Source organism: Micromonospora sp. NPDC005305 (genome assembly GCF_040607315.1).
Taxonomy (GTDB): domain Bacteria; phylum Actinomycetota; class Actinomycetes; order Mycobacteriales; family Micromonosporaceae; genus Micromonospora.
Window position 1 is genome coordinate 220,462 of the sequence record NZ_JBEXGL010000002.1, and the last position, 18,015, is coordinate 238,476.

20 protein-coding genes are annotated in these 18,015 nt (G+C 74.1%); 9 read left to right on the forward strand and 11 right to left on the reverse strand.

From position 1 onward, the window contains the following. Nucleotides 1–97: 97 nt before the first annotated feature. The 5 genes from ABZS80_RS04170 to ABZS80_RS04190 all read right to left on the reverse strand — a co-directional run bounded on the left by ABZS80_RS04170 (nt 98) and on the right by ABZS80_RS04190 (nt 4,903). Entirely contained in the window at nt 98–850 is a 753-nt protein-coding gene (locus tag ABZS80_RS04170) for a 2-phosphosulfolactate phosphatase (RefSeq protein ID WP_355054663.1), read from the reverse strand. 10 nt (nt 851–860) lie between these two features. Then, entirely contained in the window at nt 861–3,635 is a 2,775-nt protein-coding gene (gene purL, locus ABZS80_RS04175) for a phosphoribosylformylglycinamidine synthase subunit PurL (protein WP_355054363.1), read from the reverse strand. A 19-nt stretch (nt 3,636–3,654) separates the two neighbouring features. Continuing rightward, a complete protein-coding gene (gene purQ / locus ABZS80_RS04180; RefSeq protein WP_355054364.1) occupies nt 3,655–4,338 on the reverse strand; it encodes a phosphoribosylformylglycinamidine synthase subunit PurQ in 684 nt (227 codons plus the stop codon). Continuing rightward, the gene (gene purS, locus ABZS80_RS04185; RefSeq protein WP_252417098.1) at nt 4,335–4,598 is read right to left on the reverse strand and encodes a phosphoribosylformylglycinamidine synthase subunit PurS; all 264 of its coding nucleotides are present in this window, start codon (nt 4,596–4,598) and stop codon (nt 4,335–4,337) included. The genes purQ and purS overlap by 4 nt, the downstream gene beginning before the upstream one ends. A gap of 104 nt (nt 4,599–4,702) precedes the next feature. Further along, nucleotides 4,703–4,903: a hypothetical protein gene (locus ABZS80_RS04190; protein WP_355054365.1), complete on the reverse strand. Its 201-nt coding sequence runs from the start codon at nt 4,901–4,903 to the stop codon at nt 4,703–4,705. A 165-nt stretch (nt 4,904–5,068) separates the two neighbouring features. Here ABZS80_RS04190 and ABZS80_RS04195 point away from each other — a divergent pair, with 165 nt between their 5' ends. After that, nucleotides 5,069–5,752: a DUF1986 domain-containing protein gene (locus ABZS80_RS04195; RefSeq protein ID WP_355054366.1), complete on the forward strand. Its 684-nt coding sequence runs from the start codon at nt 5,069–5,071 to the stop codon at nt 5,750–5,752. 69 nt (nt 5,753–5,821) lie between these two features. Further along, nucleotides 5,822–6,343 (forward strand): YbjQ family protein, encoded by a 522-nt coding sequence (locus tag ABZS80_RS04200; RefSeq protein ID WP_355054664.1) that lies wholly within the window; start codon nt 5,822–5,824, stop codon nt 6,341–6,343. 7 nt (nt 6,344–6,350) lie between these two features. Here ABZS80_RS04200 and purB read toward each other — a convergent pair whose 3' ends face one another. From purB to ABZS80_RS04215, 3 genes are all read right to left on the reverse strand, one after another. Continuing rightward, nucleotides 6,351–7,784 carry an adenylosuccinate lyase gene (gene purB / locus ABZS80_RS04205; protein ID WP_355054367.1) on the reverse strand — a complete coding sequence of 478 codons (1,434 nt, stop codon included), beginning with the start codon at nt 7,782–7,784 and terminating at the stop codon, nt 6,351–6,353. A gap of 67 nt (nt 7,785–7,851) precedes the next feature. Further along, entirely contained in the window at nt 7,852–8,001 is a 150-nt protein-coding gene (locus tag ABZS80_RS04210; protein ID WP_355054368.1) for a hypothetical protein, read from the reverse strand. Nucleotides 8,002–8,038: 37 nt separating this feature from the next. Continuing rightward, nucleotides 8,039–9,331, reverse strand: a complete 1,293-nt coding sequence (locus ABZS80_RS04215) for an acetyl-CoA C-acetyltransferase (RefSeq protein ID WP_355054369.1) — start codon at nt 9,329–9,331, stop codon at nt 8,039–8,041. 54 nt (nt 9,332–9,385) lie between these two features. Here ABZS80_RS04215 and ABZS80_RS04220 point away from each other — a divergent pair, with 54 nt between their 5' ends. The 4 genes from ABZS80_RS04220 to ABZS80_RS04235 all read left to right on the forward strand — a co-directional run bounded on the left by ABZS80_RS04220 (nt 9,386) and on the right by ABZS80_RS04235 (nt 12,883). Further along, nucleotides 9,386–10,744: a 3-oxoacyl-ACP reductase gene (locus ABZS80_RS04220; RefSeq protein ID WP_355054370.1), complete on the forward strand. Its 1,359-nt coding sequence runs from the start codon at nt 9,386–9,388 to the stop codon at nt 10,742–10,744. Nucleotides 10,745–11,037: 293 nt separating this feature from the next. After that, complete coding sequence (locus tag ABZS80_RS04225; protein WP_355054665.1) at nt 11,038–11,928, forward strand: MaoC/PaaZ C-terminal domain-containing protein; 891 nt, start codon at nt 11,038–11,040, stop codon at nt 11,926–11,928. 13 nt (nt 11,929–11,941) lie between these two features. Next, entirely contained in the window at nt 11,942–12,241 is a 300-nt protein-coding gene (locus ABZS80_RS04230; RefSeq protein WP_355054371.1) for a hypothetical protein, read from the forward strand. A 24-nt stretch (nt 12,242–12,265) separates the two neighbouring features. Next, a complete protein-coding gene (locus ABZS80_RS04235; RefSeq protein WP_355054372.1) occupies nt 12,266–12,883 on the forward strand; it encodes a DedA family protein in 618 nt (205 codons plus the stop codon). Nucleotides 12,884–12,891: 8 nt separating this feature from the next. On the opposite strand, the gene ABZS80_RS04240 is transcribed toward ABZS80_RS04235, so the two are convergent. Together ABZS80_RS04240 and ABZS80_RS04245 are read right to left on the reverse strand one after the other, a co-directional pair. Then, complete coding sequence (locus ABZS80_RS04240) at nt 12,892–13,539, reverse strand: response regulator transcription factor (RefSeq protein WP_355054373.1); 648 nt, start codon at nt 13,537–13,539, stop codon at nt 12,892–12,894. Then, the gene (locus ABZS80_RS04245) at nt 13,445–14,689 is read right to left on the reverse strand and encodes a histidine kinase (RefSeq protein ID WP_355054374.1); all 1,245 of its coding nucleotides are present in this window, start codon (nt 14,687–14,689) and stop codon (nt 13,445–13,447) included. The genes ABZS80_RS04240 and ABZS80_RS04245 overlap by 95 nt, the downstream gene beginning before the upstream one ends. A 160-nt stretch (nt 14,690–14,849) precedes the next feature. On the opposite strand from ABZS80_RS04245, the gene ABZS80_RS04250 reads away from it, so the two are divergent. Then, nucleotides 14,850–15,515, forward strand: a complete 666-nt coding sequence (locus ABZS80_RS04250; protein WP_355054375.1) for a DedA family protein — start codon at nt 14,850–14,852, stop codon at nt 15,513–15,515. Here ABZS80_RS04250 and ABZS80_RS04255 read toward each other — a convergent pair. Further along, nucleotides 15,490–16,128 carry a TetR/AcrR family transcriptional regulator gene (locus ABZS80_RS04255; RefSeq protein WP_355054376.1) on the reverse strand — a complete coding sequence of 213 codons (639 nt, stop codon included), beginning with the start codon at nt 16,126–16,128 and terminating at the stop codon, nt 15,490–15,492. The genes ABZS80_RS04250 and ABZS80_RS04255 overlap by 26 nt on opposite strands. Before the next feature lie 77 nt (nt 16,129–16,205). Here ABZS80_RS04255 and ABZS80_RS04260 point away from each other — a divergent pair, with 77 nt between their 5' ends. Then, entirely contained in the window at nt 16,206–16,658 is a 453-nt protein-coding gene (locus ABZS80_RS04260; RefSeq protein WP_355054377.1) for an SCP2 sterol-binding domain-containing protein, read from the forward strand. 1 nt (nt 16,659) lies between these two features. Beyond that, complete coding sequence (locus tag ABZS80_RS04265) at nt 16,660–17,874, forward strand: acyl-CoA dehydrogenase family protein (RefSeq protein WP_151465473.1); 1,215 nt, start codon at nt 16,660–16,662, stop codon at nt 17,872–17,874. Nucleotides 17,875–18,015 lie beyond the last annotated feature (141 nt).

The window sequence follows — 18,015 nt, forward strand, 5'->3', positions numbered from 1 at the left end:
CGCGCAGAACGAGAGTGGCCGCCCGGCTGAGCCGGGCGGCCACTTCCACGCTGAACGACATGTCGGCCCGACGCCACGCCGACCGGACGGAGGCGGCTCAGGCCGCGGCGAAGTACCCCTGGCGCAGCAGCACCGGCACCACGTCGGAGACGCCGAGTTCGACGGCGACGGCCACGTCCTCGGCGAAGCCACCCTCGACGAGTTCCCGGCCGGAGACGCAGCCCCGCACCGCGGCCGGCACGTCGGGCGTGCTGGCCAGGGCGGCCAGGGCCACGGCCGCCTCCACCGAGAGCCCGCCGGGGACCCGGGCGAGGGCGTCCAGCACGCTGGCCGCCCCGAGCTGGTCCTCCACGCCGGGGCGCAGCGACCCGTCCGGCCAGCGTTCACCGGCGGCCACCACGCCCACGGGGGCGTCGGTCGAGCCGTACCCCTGGGCCCGGAGCCAGCGCCCGACGGCGGGCGCATTGCGGAGGCACGCCGCGACCACCGGCACGCCGGTGGCGCTCGCGGCGGCGCTGATGGCCGAGCCGTTCGGCGACGGCAGCACCAGGTCGGCGACGACCGGCGCGGTCCGCAGCGCCGCCGGGGAGAGCGACCACGGGTGTTCCGGGTTCGTCTTCCGGCGGCCCACCGCCGCAACGGCGCCGATCCGGCGGGCGTAGTCGGCGGCCTGCTCGCCCCAGGGGAACGGGTGCACCCGCATGCCGCGGCTCACCGCCACCTCCACGGCGGTGGTGAACGAGAGCACGTCCACCACCACCAGGGCGGCGCAGACCCGGCCGAGTTCCGCGGCCCCGCTCAGCCCCCAGTCGAACCGGGCGCCGGCGCCGGGTTGAGCGAAGACGGCCAAGGCCAGGGCCTCAGTGCTGATCCGGCGCGGGACGCTGGTCCGGGTCACCGGTGGCCGTCGCGGAGCCGTCCGGGTCGGACGTCGCCTCGGCAGCGTCGGCCGTGATGTCGGCCGCATCCGCCGGAGCCTCGGCGGCGGGAGCCTCGGCGGTGTCCGCCGGAGCCTCGGCCGCCGCGGCCTCGTCGGCCACCGGAGCGTCCGCGACGTCCGCAGACGCGGTCGCCTCGTCCCCAGCCTCGGCGGCAGTGTTCGCCTCGGTCGCGGCCTCCGCCGGAGCGGCGCCGGCCTGCGCGATGGGCTCGGCGGCGACCTCGGCCGGGGCGACGTCGATCGGCTGCTCGGCGGTGGCCGGCAGGACGGTGGTGGTCCCGGTGCGGGTGGCCTCCACCTCCACCCGGGCCGCCTCCGCGCCGCCGAAGAGGCGCGGCAGGGTGGCGGTGTGCGCCTCGCGCAGCTCGTCGAGGCCGATCCGGAACTGGCCGTGCACCTCGAGGGCGCCGGCGGCCGGGTCGGTGACCCCGATGAACTCCCACGGCACACCGCGCTCGGCGCAGAGGGCGGTGAACGCCTTCTCGTGCCCGCGCGGCACCGACACCAGCACGCGGCCGGCGGACTCGCTGAACAGGAAGACGAACGGCATCGAGCCGCCGGCGAAGTGCTCCGGCAGCACGACCCGGGCACCGACGCCGCGCCGCAGGCTGGACTCGACCAGGCTCTGGGCGAGTCCACCGTCGGAGAGGTCGTGGGCCGAGCTGAGGTGCCCGACCCGGGCCGCCTCGGCGAGCAGCTCGGCGAGCTGCCGCTCACGGGCCAGGTCGACCTGCGGCGGGATGCCGCCCAGGTGCTCGTGGGTGACCCAGGCCCACTCCGAACCGGAGAGCTCGACGTGCGTCTCGCCCAGCAGGAAGAGCTGGTCGTGGTCGCCGGCCGGCCGCGGCACGAAGCCCATCGGCACCCGCTCCGCGACGTCGTCCAGCACACCCAGCACGCCGACCACCGGGGTCGGGTGGATGGCCGCCGCGCCGGTCTGGTTGTAGAAGCTGACGTTGCCGCCGGTCACCGGGATGCCCAGCTCCAGGCAGCCGTCCGCCAGGCCGCGCACGGCCTCGGCGAACTGCCACATGACGCCCGGGTCCTCCGGGGAGCCGAAGTTGAGGCAGTTGGTCACGGCGATCGGCTTCGCGCCGGTCACCGCCACGTTCCGGTACGCCTCGGCCAGCGCGAGCTTCGTCCCGTGGTACGGGTCGAGGCGGGCGTACCGGCCGTTGCCGTCGACGGAGAGGGCGACGCCCAGGCCGGTCCGCTCGTCGATCCGGATCACGCCGGAGTCCTCCGGCTGGGCGAGCACGGTGTTGCCCAGCACGTACCGGTCGTACTGCTCGGTGACCCAGGTCTTGTCGGCCAGGTTCGGCGACGCGATCATGCGGAGCAGGGTCTCCCGGAGGGCGTCCGGGTCGCTCGGCCGGGGCAGCGTCTCGGCCCGGTCGGCCTGGAGCAGGATCAGGTCGGCCGGCTCGCGCATGGGGCGGGCGTAGACCGGGCCGTCGTCGACCAGCGAACCCGGCGGCACGTCCACCACCATCTGGTCCCGCCAGGTGATGAGCAGGCGGCCCGGCTGCCCGTCCGGGGACGGCGCGGTGACCTCACCGATGACGGTGGCGAGCACGCCCCACTTCTCGGCGGTCTTGAGCACCGCCTCCAGCTTGTCCGGGGAGACGACCAGCAGCATCCGCTCCTGGGACTCGCTGGCCAGGATCTCGTGCGGCTCCATCGACGGCTCGCGCAGCGGCACCCGCTCCAGCCAGACCCGCATGCCGGTGCCGGCGGACGCGGCGGTCTCGGTGAGCGCGCAGGTCAGGCCGGCGCCGCCGAGGTCCTGGATGCCGACGACCAGCTCGGCGTCGTACAGCTCCAGGCACGCCTCGATGAGCAGCTTCTCCATGAACGGGTCGCCCACCTGCACGGACGGGCGGCGCTGCTCGCTGCCCTCGTCGAAGGTGGCGCTGGCCAGCACCGACACGCCGCCGATGCCGTCCCGGCCGGTCTTGGCGCCCATCAGCACCACGACGTTGCCCGGGCCGGTGGCGTCCTTCTTCTGCAGCCGGTCGACCGGCAGCACGCCCAGGCAGAGCGCGTTGACCAGCGGGTTGCCCTGGTAGCAGGGGTCGAAGACCACCTCGCCGCCGATGTTGGGCAGGCCCAGGCAGTTGCCGTAGCCGCCGACGCCGGCCACCACGCCGGGGAGCACCCGGGCGGTGTCCGGGTGGTCCGCCGCGCCGAAGCGCAGCGGGTCCATGATGGCGACCGGACGGGCGCCCATGGCGAGGATGTCGCGGACGATGCCGCCGACGCCGGTTGCCGCGCCCTGGTACGGCTCGACGAAGCTCGGGTGGTTGTGCGACTCGACCTTGAAGGTCACCGCCAGCTCGTCGGAGACCTGGACGACACCGGCGTTCTCGCCGATGCCGGCCAGCAGCCGGTCGCTCGGCGGGGCCTTCTCACCGAACTGGCGCAGGTGCACCTTGCTCGACTTGTAGGAGCAGTGCTCGCTCCACATGATCGAGTACATGGCGAGTTCGGCCTGGGTGGGCCGGCGGCCCAGGATGTGCCGGATCCGGTCGTACTCGTCGTCGCGGAGGCCCAGCTCGGCGTAGGGCTGGAGCTCTTCGGGGGTGCCGGCGGCCCGGGGCACGGTGTCCACGCCCAGGGCCCAGTCGTCGGCCGGGCCGGCCTGCGGCACCACGCCCGGGGTCTCCCGCAGGGCCGGGTCCGGATGGGTGGTCATGACCTCTCGCTCCTCACGCTCACGCCGGGGCCCCCACCAGGTGCTTGAGCACCGAGGTGAAGAAGCCGAGACCGTCCAGGGAGGGGCCGGTGAGCGCCTCCACCGCGTGCTCGGGATGCGGCATGATGCCGACCACGTTGCCGGCCTCGTTGGTGATCGCGGCGATGTCGCGCTGCGATCCGTTGGGGTTGCCGCCGACGTAACGGGCGACGACGCGGCCCTCGGCCTCCAGCCGGTCCAGCGTCGCCGGGTCGGCGACGTAGCAGCCCTCGCCGTTCTTGACCGGGATGAGCACCTCCTGGCCGGGCTGGAACGCGTTGGTCCAGGCGGTGCCGGTGGCCTCGATCCGGAGGACCTGGTCCCGGTTGCGGAAGTGCAGGTGCTGGTTGCGGGTGAGCGCGCCGGGCAGCAGGTGGGCCTCGCAGAGGATCTGGAAGCCGTTGCAGATGCCGAGCACCGGCAGGCCGCCGCGGGCGGCGTCGACGATCGAGCCCATCACCGGGGCGAACCGGGCGATCGCGCCGCAGCGCAGGTAGTCACCGTAGGAGAAGCCACCGGGCAGGACCACGGCGTCCACGCCGTGCAGGTCCGGGTCGCCGTGCCAGAGCCGGACCGGTTCGGCGCCGGCGATCCGGACGGCCCGGGCCGCGTCCCCGTCGTCGAGCGAGCCGGGGAACGTCACCACACCGACCCGCGCGGTCACGAGCGGGCGTCCGCGGTCTCGTCGGCCTCGACCAGGCGGACGGTGAAGTCCTCGATGACCGGGTTGGCGAGCAGCTTGTCGGCGATCTCCCGGGCCCGGTCCAGGTCCGGTTCACCGGCGAACTCGATCTCGATCCGCCTGCCGATCCGGACCGAGGCGACGTCACTGACGCCGAGCCGGGGCAGCGCGTTTGCGACGGCCTGGCCCTGAGGATCGAGGATCTCGGGCTTGAGCATGACGTCGACGACGACGCGAGGCACGGGGCACTCCTGACTGTGTACGCAGTTGGGTGCCGGCCCACTACGGGCGAGCGCAGCCAGCCTACCTGCCAGATACCGTCCCGCCCGCACCGGCCGGTGCCCGGTCAGGCAGTGATCGGCGTAACCAGCCGCCCGGACGGAGGGCCGATACGCGTTCGTTGCGGCGTCGATATGAATTCGTTGCCCGCCGCGGCGGGCGGCTCCGGACGCCAAGGCTCCCACCAGGCATTTTCCCGCAGATATTCGCCGATCGGACCGGTTTCCGACAGGCGGGTCGACGGATCGCCCGCGATGCGCCGTAACATCGCTTGATTTCGATTTAACTCTTGTGACGGGCATCGCCCCGCCCTTAGCATGCATCGTCATACGTCGATGAGTTAGTCGACTCCCACCGCTGGGTCCACCCCGCCCCGGCGGCACCACCACCTGCCCGGCGATCCCGGGCCCCCCGCGCAGAAGGAGTCCCCGACATGCGTCTCCGTCCCCTGCTCGCCGTGCTGACCAGCACCCTCGCCGGAGTGCTCGCCACCGCGTCCGGCGCCTCCGCCGCACCGGCCGGCCCGCAGCCGATCATCGGTGGCAGCACCGTCTCGTCCGCCCCGTGGGCCGCCGCCGTGTTCAGCAACGGCTCGTTCACCTGTTCCGGCAGCGTGATCGCGTCCCAGTGGGTGCTCACCGCCCGGCACTGCGTCAGCGGCTCGATGTCGGTCCGGGTCGGCAGCGTCTACTACGCCTCGGGTGGGGCCACCCGCACGGTGAGCGCCTCCTACACCCGCAACGACCTGGCCCTGCTCCGCCTGTCCAGCGCGGTCAGCACCTCCACCGTGACGCTGGCCAGCAGCAACCCGCCCGTCGGCTCCACCAACTCGATCTACGGCTGGGGCATGACCTGCTACAGCGGCTGCGGGGCCTCCCCCCAGCTCAAGACCGCCAACGTGCAGGTGACCAGCACCAACGCCACCGACGCCTACGGCGGCCAGGCGATCCGCAGCACCCGGATCAACGGCAACGCCTGGCGGGGCGACTCGGGCGGCCCGGAGTTCTACAACGGCCGGCAGGTCGGCGTCGCCTCCACCGCCGACGGCTCCAGCATCCAGAACTACGGCAGTGTCGCGTATAACCGGGCCTGGATCACCTCGACGGCCGGTGTCTGACGGTTAGCGCCGGTGCGGCGCGGATGGGTCGGTGGCACCCCGACCGTCCGCGCCGCGCCGTTTTGCAGCATCCGATCAGGTGAACACGGCTCACGAACGGGCCGCCCGACGGCTGACAGCATCGGAACCGTGCTGGTCGTGACGACGGATCAACTGCCCGGCTACGAGATCCGCCAGATCCTCGGCGAAGTGGTCTCCTCGATGGCGCGGACCCGCAACCCGTACCGCGAAGGGGTCAAGAACCTGCGCGGTGGCGCCTACGACCCGATGGCGCCGGACAACCTCACCCGCTGGCGTACCGACTCGGTTGCCCGGCTCGGCGAGGAGGCCATGCGGCTCGGCGCGAACGCGGTGATCGGCATGCGCTTCGACAGCCGGGACTGTGGCGAGATGTGGATGGAGATCTGCGCGTACGGGACGGCGGTGATCGTCGTACCCAAGACGCCCGACGTCATGCCGCCGGACCAGCCGATGATCGCGGCCGAGACCGCCCACGACCCGGAGATCGCCACCGCGCCCGGCGGCATCGCCGAACCGGCCAGCGCCCCCAACCTCCGGACCGCCGGCGAAACCCCCACCCCGGGGTCCTGACTCCGGATCAGAGGATGGGGGGCGGAGAGTAGGCAGCGGCCTCCGGGTGGGCTTCCACGATCTTGGCGATGCGCGCGGTCACCCGGTCGACCTGGGCGCCGGCGGCGCCGACGAAGGCGTTGCGGTCGGCGACCAGGGCATCGATCTCGGCCCGGCTCAGGCCCAGCCGGCCGTCGGCGGCGAGGCGGTCGAACAGGTCGTTCTCGGCGGTGCCCTTCTCCCGCATGGCCAGCGCCACGGCGACCGCGTGCTCCTTGATCACCTCGTGCGCGACCTCCCGGCCGACGCCCCGGCGGATCGCCGCGACCAGGATCTTGGTGGTCGCCAGGAAGGGCAGGAAGCGCTCCAGCTCGCGGTTGATCACCGCCGGGTACGGCCCGAACTCGTCCAGCACCGTGAGGAACGTCTGGAACAGCCCGTCGGCGGCGAAGAAGGCATCCGGCAGGGCCACCCGGCGGACCACGGAGCAGGAGACGTCCCCCTCGTTCCACTGGTCGCCGGCCAGCTCGCCGACCATCGACAGGTAACCCCGGATGATCACCGCGAAGCCGTTCACCCGCTCCGACGAGCGGGTGTTCATCTTGTGCGGCATCGCGCTGGAGCCCACCTGGCCCGGCTTGAAGCCCTCGGTGACCAGCTCCTGGCCCACCATGAGCCGGATCGTGGTGGCCAGCGACGACGGCGCGGCGGCGACCTGGGCCAGCGCGGACAGCACGTCGAAGTCCAGCGAACGCGGGTAGACCTGGCCGACGCTGTCCAGCACCCGGGCGAAGCCCAGGTGCGCGGCCACCCGGCGCTCCAGCTCGGCCACCTTGCCGGCGTCGCCGTCGAACAGGTCGAGCTGGTCGGCGGCGGTGCCCACCGGCCCCTTGATGCCCCGCAGCGGGTAACGGTCGATCAGGTCGGTCAGCCGCTCGTACGCGATCAGCAGCTCCTCCGCGGCGGACGCGAAGCGCTTGCCCAGTGTGGTGGCCTGCGCGGCCACGTTGTGCGACCGGCCGGTCATCACCAGGCCCGAGTATTCGTGGGCGTGCCACGCCAGCCGCACCAGGGTGGCGACCACCCGGTCCCGGATCAGCTCCAGCGAGGCCCGGACCTGGAGCTGCTCGACGTTCTCGGTGAGGTCCCGGGAGGTCATCCCCTTGTGCACGTGCTCGTGACCGGCGAGGGCGCTGAACTCCTCGATCCGGGCCTTCACGTCGTGCCGCGTGACCCGCTCGCGTTCCGCGATCGAGGCCAGGTCCACGTCGTCGACCACCCGCTCGTACGCCTCGACCACCCCGTCCGGCACCGGCACGCCGAGGTCCCGCTGGGCCTTGAGCACGGCGAGCCAGAGCCGCCGCTCCATGCGTACCTTCTCCTCCGGCGACCAGAGGGCGACCAGCTCGGGCGAGGCGTAGCGGTTGGCGAGCACGTTCGGGATCGTCGTCACGGCAGCCATTCTCCCGTACCCCGCGCCAGGACTCCGCTCGACCCGAGGGCGGGGCCGGTCCCCGATCCGAGGCCGGTCAGGGCAGCAGGCCGAGCAGGTCGGGGTGTGCGGCCAGGGCGGTGAGCTGGTCCGGGGTCAACGGCGGGGCGGGGTCGTCCCCGGCGTTGCGGATCGCCCGCCAGGCCTTCCCTTCCCCACCGGGCCCTGGCGGGACGATCCATCCCATCCGGTTGGTGACCAGCCCCTCGACGGTCGCTTCCGGCTCACCGCTCCAGGATCGCGGTCACGCCCTGCCCGCCGGCGGCGCAGATCGAGATCAGGCCGCGCCCGCTCCCCTTCTGGTCGAGCAGCTTGGCCAGGGTCGCCACGATCCGGCCGCCGGTGGCCGCGAACGGGTGCCCGGCGGCCAGCGAGGAGCCGTTGACGTTGAGCCGGTCCCGGTCGATCGAGCCGAGGGGCGCGTCCAGGCCGAGCCGCTCCTTGCAGAACTCCGGCGACTCCCAGGCCGCCAGGGTGGCCAGCACCTGCGAGGCGAACGCCTCGTGGATCTCGTAGTAGTCGAAGTCCTGCAGGGTCAGCCCGGCCCGGGCCAGCATCCGGGGCACCGCGTACGCGGGGGCCATCAGGAGGCCCTCGTCGCCGTGCACGAAGTCGACCGCCGCCGTCTCGGACCAGGAGAACCAGGCCAGCACGGGGAGGTGGTGCTCCCGCGCCCACTCCTCCGACGCCAGCAGCACCGTGGACGCCCCGTCGGTGAGCGGCGAGGAGTTGCCGGCCGTCATGGTGGCCCGCTCGGCGTCCGGACCCTTGACCCCGAAGACCGGCTTCAGCGAGCCGAGCTTCTCCAGGCTGGTGTCCGGGCGCAGGTTCTGGTCGCGGGTGAGCCCCAGGTAGGGGGTCATGAGGTCGTCGAAGAACCCCTTCTCGTACGCGGCGGCGAGCCGCTGGTGCGAGCGGAGGGCCAACTCGTCCTGGGCCTGCCGGTCGACGTTCCAGCTCAGCGCCGTCTTCGCGGCGTGGTCGCCCATCGACAGCCCGGTCCGTGGTTCGGCGTTGCGCGGGATCTCCGGCTTGAACGGCTGGAGCGGGCGGAGCTTGGCGGCGAGCTTCAGCCGCTCGCCGAGGGTCCGGGCGGAGTTGAGCTGGATCAACGTCCGGCGCAGGTCCTCGTTGACCGCGAGCGGCGCGTCGGAGGTGGTGTCGACGCCACCGGCGATGCCGACCTCGATCTGCCCGAGGGCGATCTTGTTGGCGACGAGGATGGCGGCCTCCAGCCCGGTGCCGCAGGCCTGCTGGATGTCGTAGGCCGGGGTGTGCGGGTCGAGCCGGGAACCGAGCACGACCTCGCGGGTGAGGTTGAAGTCCCGGGAGTGCTTGAGCACGGCGCCGGCCGCCACCTCGCCGACCCGCTGCCCGGCCAGCCCGAACCGGGCGACCAGCCCGTCGAGCGCCGCGCCGAGCATGTCCGCGTTGGACGCCTGGGCGTAACGCGAGTTGGAGCGGGCGAAGGGGATGCGGTTGCCGCCGATCACCGCGACCCGCCGGACACTCTGCACGATCGGCCTCCTCGAAGCTGTTGCCCCAACCCTACTCGCCAGTAGGCTACGCCTATGACCGACAGGTACGCGAGCTTCGTCCAATCGGGGGCCGGCCGCGCGCTGGTCAAGCGCCTGGGGCTGCCCGACCCGCCTCGCCTGCGCCGCCACGCGCCGGGCGACCCGCTCGTTCCCGGGCCGGTCCTGCTCGGCTCGTCGACCGGCGGCCGGCTCGCCGAGCCGGTGGGCAAGGTGCTGACCGCCGCCGGGGTCGAGCTGGTCGACCCGGCCTCCGCCACCGACGCCACCGCCCGTTTCGCGGCCCTGGTGTACGACGCCAGCGGCATCACCGACTCCACCGGCCTACGCCAGCTCTACGACTTCTTCCACCCGCAGGCCCGGGCGCTGCTGCCCAGCGGCCGGGTGATCGTGCTGGGCACCCCGCCGGCCGAGTGCGGCTCGCCCCGGGAGGCCACGGCCCAGCGCGCGCTGGAGGGGCTGACCCGCAGCATCGGCAAGGAGTTCGGCCGGGGCGTGACGGCCCAGCTCGTCCACGTCACGAAGGACGGTGACGCCGGCACCCCGGTCAGCCTGGAGTCCACCCTGCGCTTCCTGCTGTCCGGCCGGTCCGCGTACGTCTCCGGGCAGGTGATCCGGGTCGGCGCCGGGACCGCCACCGCGCCGGCCGACTGGGACCGGCCGCTGGACGGCCAGGTGGTCCTGGTCACCGGGGCGGCCCGGGGCATCGGCGCCGCGCTGGCCCGGGTGCTCGCCCGGGACGGCGCCTCGGTCGTCGCGCTGGACATCCCGGCCGCCGGCGACGAGCTGGCTGCGGTCGCCAACGAGATCGGCGGCAGCGCCGTGCAGCTCGACCTGACCGCGCCGGACGCGCCGACCCGGTTGGCCGAGCACCTGGCGAGCCGGCACGGCCGGGTCGACGTGGTGGTGCACAACGCCGGCATCACCCGGGACAAGACGCTCGGCCGGATGGACGCCGACCGCTGGGACTCGGTGATCGACGTGAACCTCTCCAGCCAGGAACGGATCAACGACGTGCTGCTGGAGCGTGACCTGATCCCGGCCGGCGGCCGGATCGTCTCGGTCTCCTCGATCGCGGGCATCGCCGGCAACCGGGGCCAGACCAACTACGCGACCAGCAAGGCCGGGGTCATCGGCCTGGTCGACTCCCTCTCCCCGGTGCTGCGCGAGCGGGGCATCAGCCTCAACGCGGTCGCACCCGGCTTCATCGAGACCCGGCTGACCGCCCGGATCCCGCTGATGATCCGGGAGGCGGGCCGGCGGATGAACAGCATGGCCCAGGGCGGCCTGCCGGTGGACGTGGCCGAGACGATCGGCTGGCTGTCCTGGCCGGCGAGCGGCGCGGTCAGCGGCAACGTGGTCCGGGTCTGCGGCCAGAGCCTGCTGGGGGCGTGATGGCGCGGCGGAAGCAGCGGCCGGAGAAGCCGGCCGAGGAGCTGTCGGTGCACGAGCTGATCGAGGGGCCGACCCAGGACCTGACCTCGGCCCGTGCGGCGCTCGCCGCCCGGGACGTCCCGGAGCCGCCGGTCGAGGCGACCCAGGATCTGTCGGCGCTGGTCGACGACCGCACCCAGGATCTGTCCGCGCTGGCCGACGACCGCACCCGGGACCTGTCCGCGCTGGCCGACGACCGCACCCGCGACCTGTCCGGGGCGGCCGCGGCGGTCAGGTCGGGCGGCGCGGCCACCCTGACCGCGCCGGAGCGCACCGGGCCGGACGGCCGCCTGCGCCTCGACCTGCCGCGGCTGCCGGCGCCGGGGGCGCTCTACCGGCGGGCCCTGCTGGGCGCGCTGCCCGGCATGGGCGGCCGGCGCCGGCCGGACGTGCCCGTCGTGGAGCTGGGCGTCTCCGGTGTGACGGTCGACCCGGCCCACCTGGCGGACTACGACCGGGTCTGCGGGTTCCGGCTCGCCGACCGGCTGCCGGCGACGTACCTGCACGTGCTGGGCTTTCCGCTGTCGCTGCGGCTGATGACCGCGCCGGAGTTCCCCATCCCGCTGACCGGGGTGGTGCACGTGGCGAACCGGATCACCGTGCACCGGCCGGTCGAGGCCGGCGAGACGGTGGACTTCCGCACGTACGCCGAGAACCTGCGCCCGCACGAGCGGGGCCGGCAGCTCGACGTGGTGCTGGTCGGCTCGGTCGGCGGGGAGGAGGTCTGGCGGGGCGTCTCGACGTACCTCGGGCGCGAGCGCGCGGCGGGCGGCGGCCCGCGGCGCGATCCGGGTGACCGCCCGGGCACGCCGGCCGCCTCGGCGCAGTGGCGGGTGACGCCCCGGGTGGGCACCGACTACGCGCGGGTCTCCGGCGACCACAACCCGATCCACACTTCGAAGCTGGGTGCGCGGCTGTTCGGCTTCCCGCGCCCGATCGCCCACGGCATGTGGAGCAAGGCCCGGTGCGTGGCCGCGCTGGAGAGCCGGCTGCCGGACGCCTACACGGTGGAGGTGGCGTTCAAGCTGCCCGTGCCGCTGCCGTCCACGGTGGCCTTCAGCGCCACCGCCACGGGCGCGACCTGGGACTTCGCGCTGCACGACGCGCGGCAGGGCCGGCCGCACCTGGTGGGCACCGTCCGCTGAGGAAAGAGGGGGCTTGGGTCCCCCTGACCTCACCCACCTCGACCTGGCCGGCCCGGGCCTGGGGATCTGCCGCCGCTACGACACCGCCGACCGGCTGGTCCCCGGCCCGGCCGGCGACCTGGACCGCCAGGCCGCGCTCACGGCCCGGCTGCTCCGGGCCCGCCCGGTCCTCGACGAGGCACCCGCCGACTGGCCGGCGGCGGTGGCCGCCGAGCTGGCCACGCCGGTGCTCCTCACCTCGCACGGCCCCACCGCCGAGGAGAAGGAAGGGCCCCTTGTTAACGCCTTTTGTATAGGAAGGGTCCCCTGCTAACACCGCAGGCCCGAGCATGGGGGCATGGGGGACGTGCTCGACCTGCTGCACCAGACGGTGACCTCGCCGTGGGCGTACCTGGTGATCATCGTGGTCACCGCGGTCGACGCGTTCTTCCCGGCGGTGCCGGGTGAGACGGTGGCGATCACCGCCGGGGTCTTCGCGGCCGGCGGGGAGCCCAACGTGGTCGGCGTGATCGTGGCCGCCGCCTTCGGCGCGCTCCTCGGCGACCACATCTCCTACGCCATCGGGCGCGGCGGCGGCGCGCGCCGGCTGGCCCGGCTGCCCGCCGACAGCCGGCGCCGGGCGAGCTCCGAGTGGGCCCGCCGGGCGGTCGACCGGCGCGGCGGCATCATCCTGACCACCTCCCGGTACGTCCCCGGCGGCCGGACCGCGGTCACCCTGACCATGGGCGCGGTCCGCTACCCGTTCCGCTCCTTCGTCATGTACGACGCGCTGGCCTGCGGCACCTGGGGCACCTACTGCGGCCTGCTCGGCTACTTCGGCGGGCTGGCCTTCGAGCACAACCCGGTCCACGGCCTGCTCGCCGGGGTGGGCCTCTCGCTGGCGGCCACCGGCCTGTTCGAGCTCGCCCGCTGGACCCGCCGCCGCGCCCGCACCCGGGCATCCGCACGCCGCTGACCGCGGCCTCACTCCTCCAGCAGGTCGGCGTCGTGGACCAGGATGGCGAGCTGGACCCGGTTGGCCACGTCGAGCTTGGCCAGGGCACGGCTGACGTGGGTCTTCACGGTCGCCTCGCTGGTGCCGAGCCGGCGGGCCACGTCGGCGTTCGCGTCGCCCCGGGCCACCTCCCGGACGATCGCCGCCTCCCGGTCGGTGAGCCGGGCCAGCCGCTGCCGGGCGGCCTCCCGCCGGGCCGGGCCGCGCTCCGCGAACGAGCTGATCAGCCGCCGGGTCACCGTCGGGGCCAGCATGGCGTTGCCGGCCGCGACGGTCCGCACGGCGGTCGCGAGTTCCCGGGGCGGGGTGTCCTTGAGCAGGAAACCGACCGCACCGGCGCGCAGGGCCGCGTGCACGTACTCGTCCCGGTCGAAGGTGGTGAGCATGACGACCTTCGGGCCCGCGGCGACGATCCGGGGTGCGGCGGCCAGGCCGTCGGTGCCGGGCATGCGCACGTCCAGCAGCACCACGTCGGGGCGCAGCCGCGCGGCGGCGGCGATCGCCTCGGCCCCGTCGGCCGCCTCACCGACCACCACGATGTCCGGCGCGGCCTCCAGGATCAGCCGCAGGCCGGCGCGGACCAGCTGCTCGTCGTCGGCGATCACGGTGCGGATCATGGGGCGTCTCCATCGGCACCAGTGCCCGCAGCAGGAAGCCGCCGTCGGCGGTCGGCCCCGCCGACAGCCGACCGCCGGCCAGCTCGACCCGCTCGCGCAGCCCCACCAGCCCGAGCCCCGCGCCGGGCAGGGCGGAGCCGGGCCGGGTGGACGGGCCGTTGCGGACGGCGGCCTCGATCCCGTCGGGCAGGTGCCGCAGGTGGACGGTGACCTCCGCGCCCGGCGCGTGCTTGCGTACGTTGGTCAGCCCCTCCTGGACAACCCGGTGCACGGTCCGGGCCACCCCGCCGGGCACCGGCCCGGGCGTCCCCTCGTCCCGCCGGTCCACCCGCAGGCCGGCCGCCCGCGACTCGCGGACCAGCTCGTCGACCGCGTCCAGGCCGGCCGGGGGGAGCGGCGTGCCGTCGCCGGCCCGCTGGCGCAGCACGCCGAGCACCTCGCGCAGGTCGGTCAGGGCCGCCCGGCCGGTGGAGCGGATCAGGGCGGCCGCCTCCACGGTGGCCGGGTCGGCGGCGGTCACCTCCAGCGCACCGGCGTGCACCACCATGAGCGAGACCCGGTGCGCCACCACGTCGTGCATCTCCCGGGCGATCCGGGCCCGCTCCTCGGCGCGTACCCGGTCGGCGCGCGCCTCCTGCTCGCGTTCCAGGCGTTCGGCGCGGTCCCGCAGGGCGGCCAGCGTGTCCCGCCGGGCGCCGATCCACAGGCCGGCGACCAGCGGGAAGACCACCACCCAGGCGAAGAGCGCCGCGGCGTTGGCGCCGGTGGCGGTGGTCAGCCGGCGCTCCCCGCCGACCGCGACGCCGACGGCCACCCCGAGCAGGGCGACGACTCCCGCACCGAGCAGGTACGCGGTGAGCCGCCGACCGCGCAGCGCGACCCCCGCCCGCCAGGAGGCCAGGACGGCGGCCGGGCAGGCGGCCAGGACGAGCCAGCCGACCGCCGCCGCGGCGACCAGCGGCCAGCGGCGGGCCGCGACGGCGGCGGCGCCCGAGACCAGCGCCACGACCAGCACCAGCAGGCGGGGCAGCGGCGAGCGGACGCCCAGGGCGCCGGTGGCCGACGCCCAGGTGCCGGCGGCGACCAGCGCGGCGAGCAGGAGCGGCGTGTGCCGCTCGGCCCGCCGGAGCAGGGCGGCGCGGGTGGTCACCCGGCGAGCCTAGGCCGGGCGGGCGCGCGACGGGGCGTACCTCCGGGAGGGTTGGGGGCCGACCCCGACGGCCCGTCGGGGTACGACGCGACGAAAGTGACCGTCGCCGGACGACCGACGGCAGATGGCGGGGACGGCCGGCGCGACCAGCATCGGGGCCATGGATTCCGTGCTCGACCTGCTCCACCAGACCATGTCCTCGCCCTGGGTCTACCTGGCGCTGTTCGCCGTCGCGGTGGTCGACGGCTTCTTCCCGGTGGTGCCGAGCGAGACCGCCGTGATCACGGCCGGGGTGTTCGCCGCGACCGGCCAGCCCGACCTGCCGCTGGTGGTCGTGGTGGCCGCGCTGGGCGCGCTCGTCGGCGACCACGTCTCGTACGCGATCGGCCGCCACGGCGGCGGCCGGCTGCTGGCCCGGCTCCCGGCGGCCGGTCCCGACGCGGCGCCGGGCCGGAGCGGTCGTGGGAGCCGGCGGCGGGCCGCGCTGGAGCGGGCCCGGCGGGGCATCGCGACGCGCGGCGGACTGATCCTCACCGTGGCCCGCTACGTCCCGGGTGGACGGACGGCGGTCACCCTGACCATGGGGGCGGTCCGGTACCCCCGGCGACGGTTCCTGGCCTTCGACGCGCTGGCCGCCGTGTCCTGGGGGAGCTACTCGGCACTGGTCGGCTACCTGGGCGGGCTCGCCTTCGAGCGGGACCCGATCCGCGGGCTGCTGCTCGGGCTGGGGCTGGCGCTGACCCTGACCGCGATCGTCGAGGCGGTGCGCTGGGCGCGCGGCCGGCGGATGCGGGCCCGGGTCACCCGGCCGGCGGGTGCCAGGTGATGCCGCGCAGCAGTTGGTCGGCGCCGAGCCAGGCCACGTTCATCATCCGGGTCGCGGTCTTCTCCGGGTCCGCCTCCGGGTGGTCGGCGAGCCAGTCGGCCAGCGACTCGGTCGCACCGACCAGGGCGTACGCGACGACCTCCAGGTCGGTGGCGCCCACCTCGCGCCCCTTGGCGCGCAGCGCGTGGTCGAGCATGCCGGCGACCACCTCGACCAGCCGGCCGCGCATGGTGGCCAGTTCGGCGGCGAACGGCTGCTCGCCGCGGGCCTGCCGGTAGAGCACCGCCCAGCCGTCCCGGTGCGCGCCCACGAAGCCGAAGAAGGCGCGCAGCCCGCGCCAGAGCCGCTCGTCGGCGGGCAGGTCGGGAGCGGCCGCCCCGGCGATGGCCTCCATCATCCGGGTGCCCTCCCGGTGCAGGCAGGCGACGAAGAGCTCCTCCTTGGTGCCCAGGTACGCGTAGACCATCGGCTTGGAGATGCCGGCGTCGTCGGCGATCTCGTCCATGCTGGCCGCGTGGAAGCCCCGGCGGGAGAAGACCTTGACCGCCGCGTCGAGCATCTGCTGCTCGCGCACGGCCCGGGGGAGGCGCTTGAAGGTCGGTGTGCTGGACACCCTTGCGAGCATACCTACTCGTGCGTAGGGTTACGCCTGAGTAACCAAAGTCGGCTCGCCCGAGAGGTGCATCCCCCATGAGTGACTTCGACCCGGCCAACTTCGCGAACGTCGGCCCGAAGGAGTTCGCGCAGCTGGTCAAGTCCACCCCCGACGACAAGATCGCCGAGATCATGTCCGGCGACATGCGCGGCAAGATCCTGAGCGAGGTCTTCAACCGGATGCCGACGCTGTTCCGGGCCGACCGGGCCGGCTCCACCAACGCGGTCATCCACTGGAACATCACCGGTCGCCCCGACGGTGGCACCGACACCTACGAGATCGTCATCGAGAACGGCACCTGCGCCGTCTCGGAGACCCCGACCCGGGACCCGAAGCTCAGCCTCACCATGGGCCCGGTCGAGTTCCTGAAGATCGTCTCGGGTGGTGGCAACCCGGTCATGATGTTCATGACCGGCAAGCTGAAGGCCAAGGGCGACCTGGGCCTCGCCGCCAACATCGCCAACCTGTTCGACATCCCCAAGGCCTGACATGGCCGAGTTCTCGCTCGACCTGAACGAGGAACAGCGGGACCTTCGCGACTGGGTGCACGGCTTTGCGGCCGAGGTCGTGCGCCCGGCCGCGGCCGAGTGGGACGCCCGGGAGGAGACTCCCTGGCCGATCATCCAGGAGGCCGCGAAGGTCGGCCTGTACGGCTTCGAGTTCCTCGCCACCTGCTGGGCCGACCCCACCGGACTCTCCCTGCCGATCGCCAGCGAGGAGCTGTTCTGGGGTGACGCCGGCATCGGCCTGAGCATCTTCGGCACCTCGCTGGCCGTCGCCGCCATCTACGGCGCCGGCACCCCCGACCAGCTCGTCGAGTGGGTGCCGCAGTGCTTCGGCGACGTCGACCAGCCGGCGGTCGCCGCGTTCTGCACCACCGAACCGGAGGCCGGCTCCGACGTCGGGTCCATGCGGACCCGCGCGGTCTACGACGCGGCCACCGACGAGTGGGTGCTCAACGGCCAGAAGGCGTACGCCACCAACGGCGGCATCGCCGGCGTGCACGTGGTCACCGCCTCGATCGAGCCCGACCTGGGCTCGCGGGGGCAGGCCGCGTTCGTCGTGCCGCCCGGCACGCCGGGACTCACCGCCACCCGCAAGCTGCGCAAGCTCGGGCTGCGCGCCTCGCACACCGCCGACGTCTTCCTCGACGACGTCCGGGTTCCGGGGCGCTGCCTGCTCGGCGGCAAGGAGGCGCTCGACGAGCGGCTGGCCCGGGCCCGCACCGGCCAGCGGGCCACCGGCCAGGCGGCCATGCGCACGTTCGAACTGTCCCGCCCGACCGTCGGCGCGCAGGCGCTCGGCGTGGCCCGCGCCGCGTACGAGTACGCCCTCGACTACGCCAAGGAACGGGTCCAGTTCGGACGACCGATCATCGAGAACCAGGCGGTCGCGTTCGCGCTCGCCGACATGAAGATGGAGATCGACGCCGCCCGGCTGCTGGTCTGGCGGGCCTCCTGGATGGGCCGCAACAACCGGCCGTTCACCGCGGGTGAGGGCTCGATGTCCAAGCTCAAGGCCGGCGAGGTGGCCGTCTCCGTCACCGACCGGGCGGTCCAGCTCCTCGGCGGCGCCGGCTTCCTGCGCGACCACCCGGTCGAGCGGTGGTACCGGGACGCCAAGATCTACACCATCTTCGAGGGCACCTCCGAGATCCAGCGGCTGGTCATCTCCCGGGCCATCTCCGGCATGCAGATCCGCTGATCGCCGGCGGACCCCGACCCGACCCGCGACGGCACCGCCGTGCCGGGCGTACCGCCGTCGCGGGTCGGGCCGCCGGTCCGCGCTTCGGATTCCGCTGGCTGGGCACTTGATCACGTGGGCTAGGCCCCGCGCCGCCGCCGG

Excerpts from the sequence above, each read along its gene's own strand:
- purL (WP_355054363.1), bottom strand. The coding sequence starts at position 3,635 with ATGACCACCCATCCGGACCCGGCCCTGCGGGAGACCCCGGGCGTGGTG.
- ABZS80_RS04190 (WP_355054365.1), bottom strand. The coding sequence starts at position 4,903 with ATGTTACGGCGCATCGCGGGCGATCCGTCGACCCGCCTGTCGGAAACC.
- ABZS80_RS04195 (WP_355054366.1), top strand. The coding sequence starts at position 5,069 with ATGCGTCTCCGTCCCCTGCTCGCCGTGCTGACCAGCACCCTCGCCGGA.
- purB (WP_355054367.1), bottom strand. The coding sequence starts at position 7,784 with ATGGCTGCCGTGACGACGATCCCGAACGTGCTCGCCAACCGCTACGCC.
- ABZS80_RS04210 (WP_355054368.1), bottom strand. The coding sequence starts at position 8,001 with ATGGGATGGATCGTCCCGCCAGGGCCCGGTGGGGAAGGGAAGGCCTGG.
- ABZS80_RS04220 (WP_355054370.1), top strand. The coding sequence starts at position 9,386 with ATGACCGACAGGTACGCGAGCTTCGTCCAATCGGGGGCCGGCCGCGCG.
- ABZS80_RS04235 (WP_355054372.1), top strand. The coding sequence starts at position 12,266 with ATGGGGGACGTGCTCGACCTGCTGCACCAGACGGTGACCTCGCCGTGG.
- ABZS80_RS04240 (WP_355054373.1), bottom strand. The coding sequence starts at position 13,539 with ATGATCCGCACCGTGATCGCCGACGACGAGCAGCTGGTCCGCGCCGGC.
- ABZS80_RS04250 (WP_355054375.1), top strand. The coding sequence starts at position 14,850 with ATGGATTCCGTGCTCGACCTGCTCCACCAGACCATGTCCTCGCCCTGG.
- ABZS80_RS04260 (WP_355054377.1), top strand. The coding sequence starts at position 16,206 with ATGAGTGACTTCGACCCGGCCAACTTCGCGAACGTCGGCCCGAAGGAG.
- ABZS80_RS04265 (WP_151465473.1), top strand. The coding sequence starts at position 16,660 with ATGGCCGAGTTCTCGCTCGACCTGAACGAGGAACAGCGGGACCTTCGC.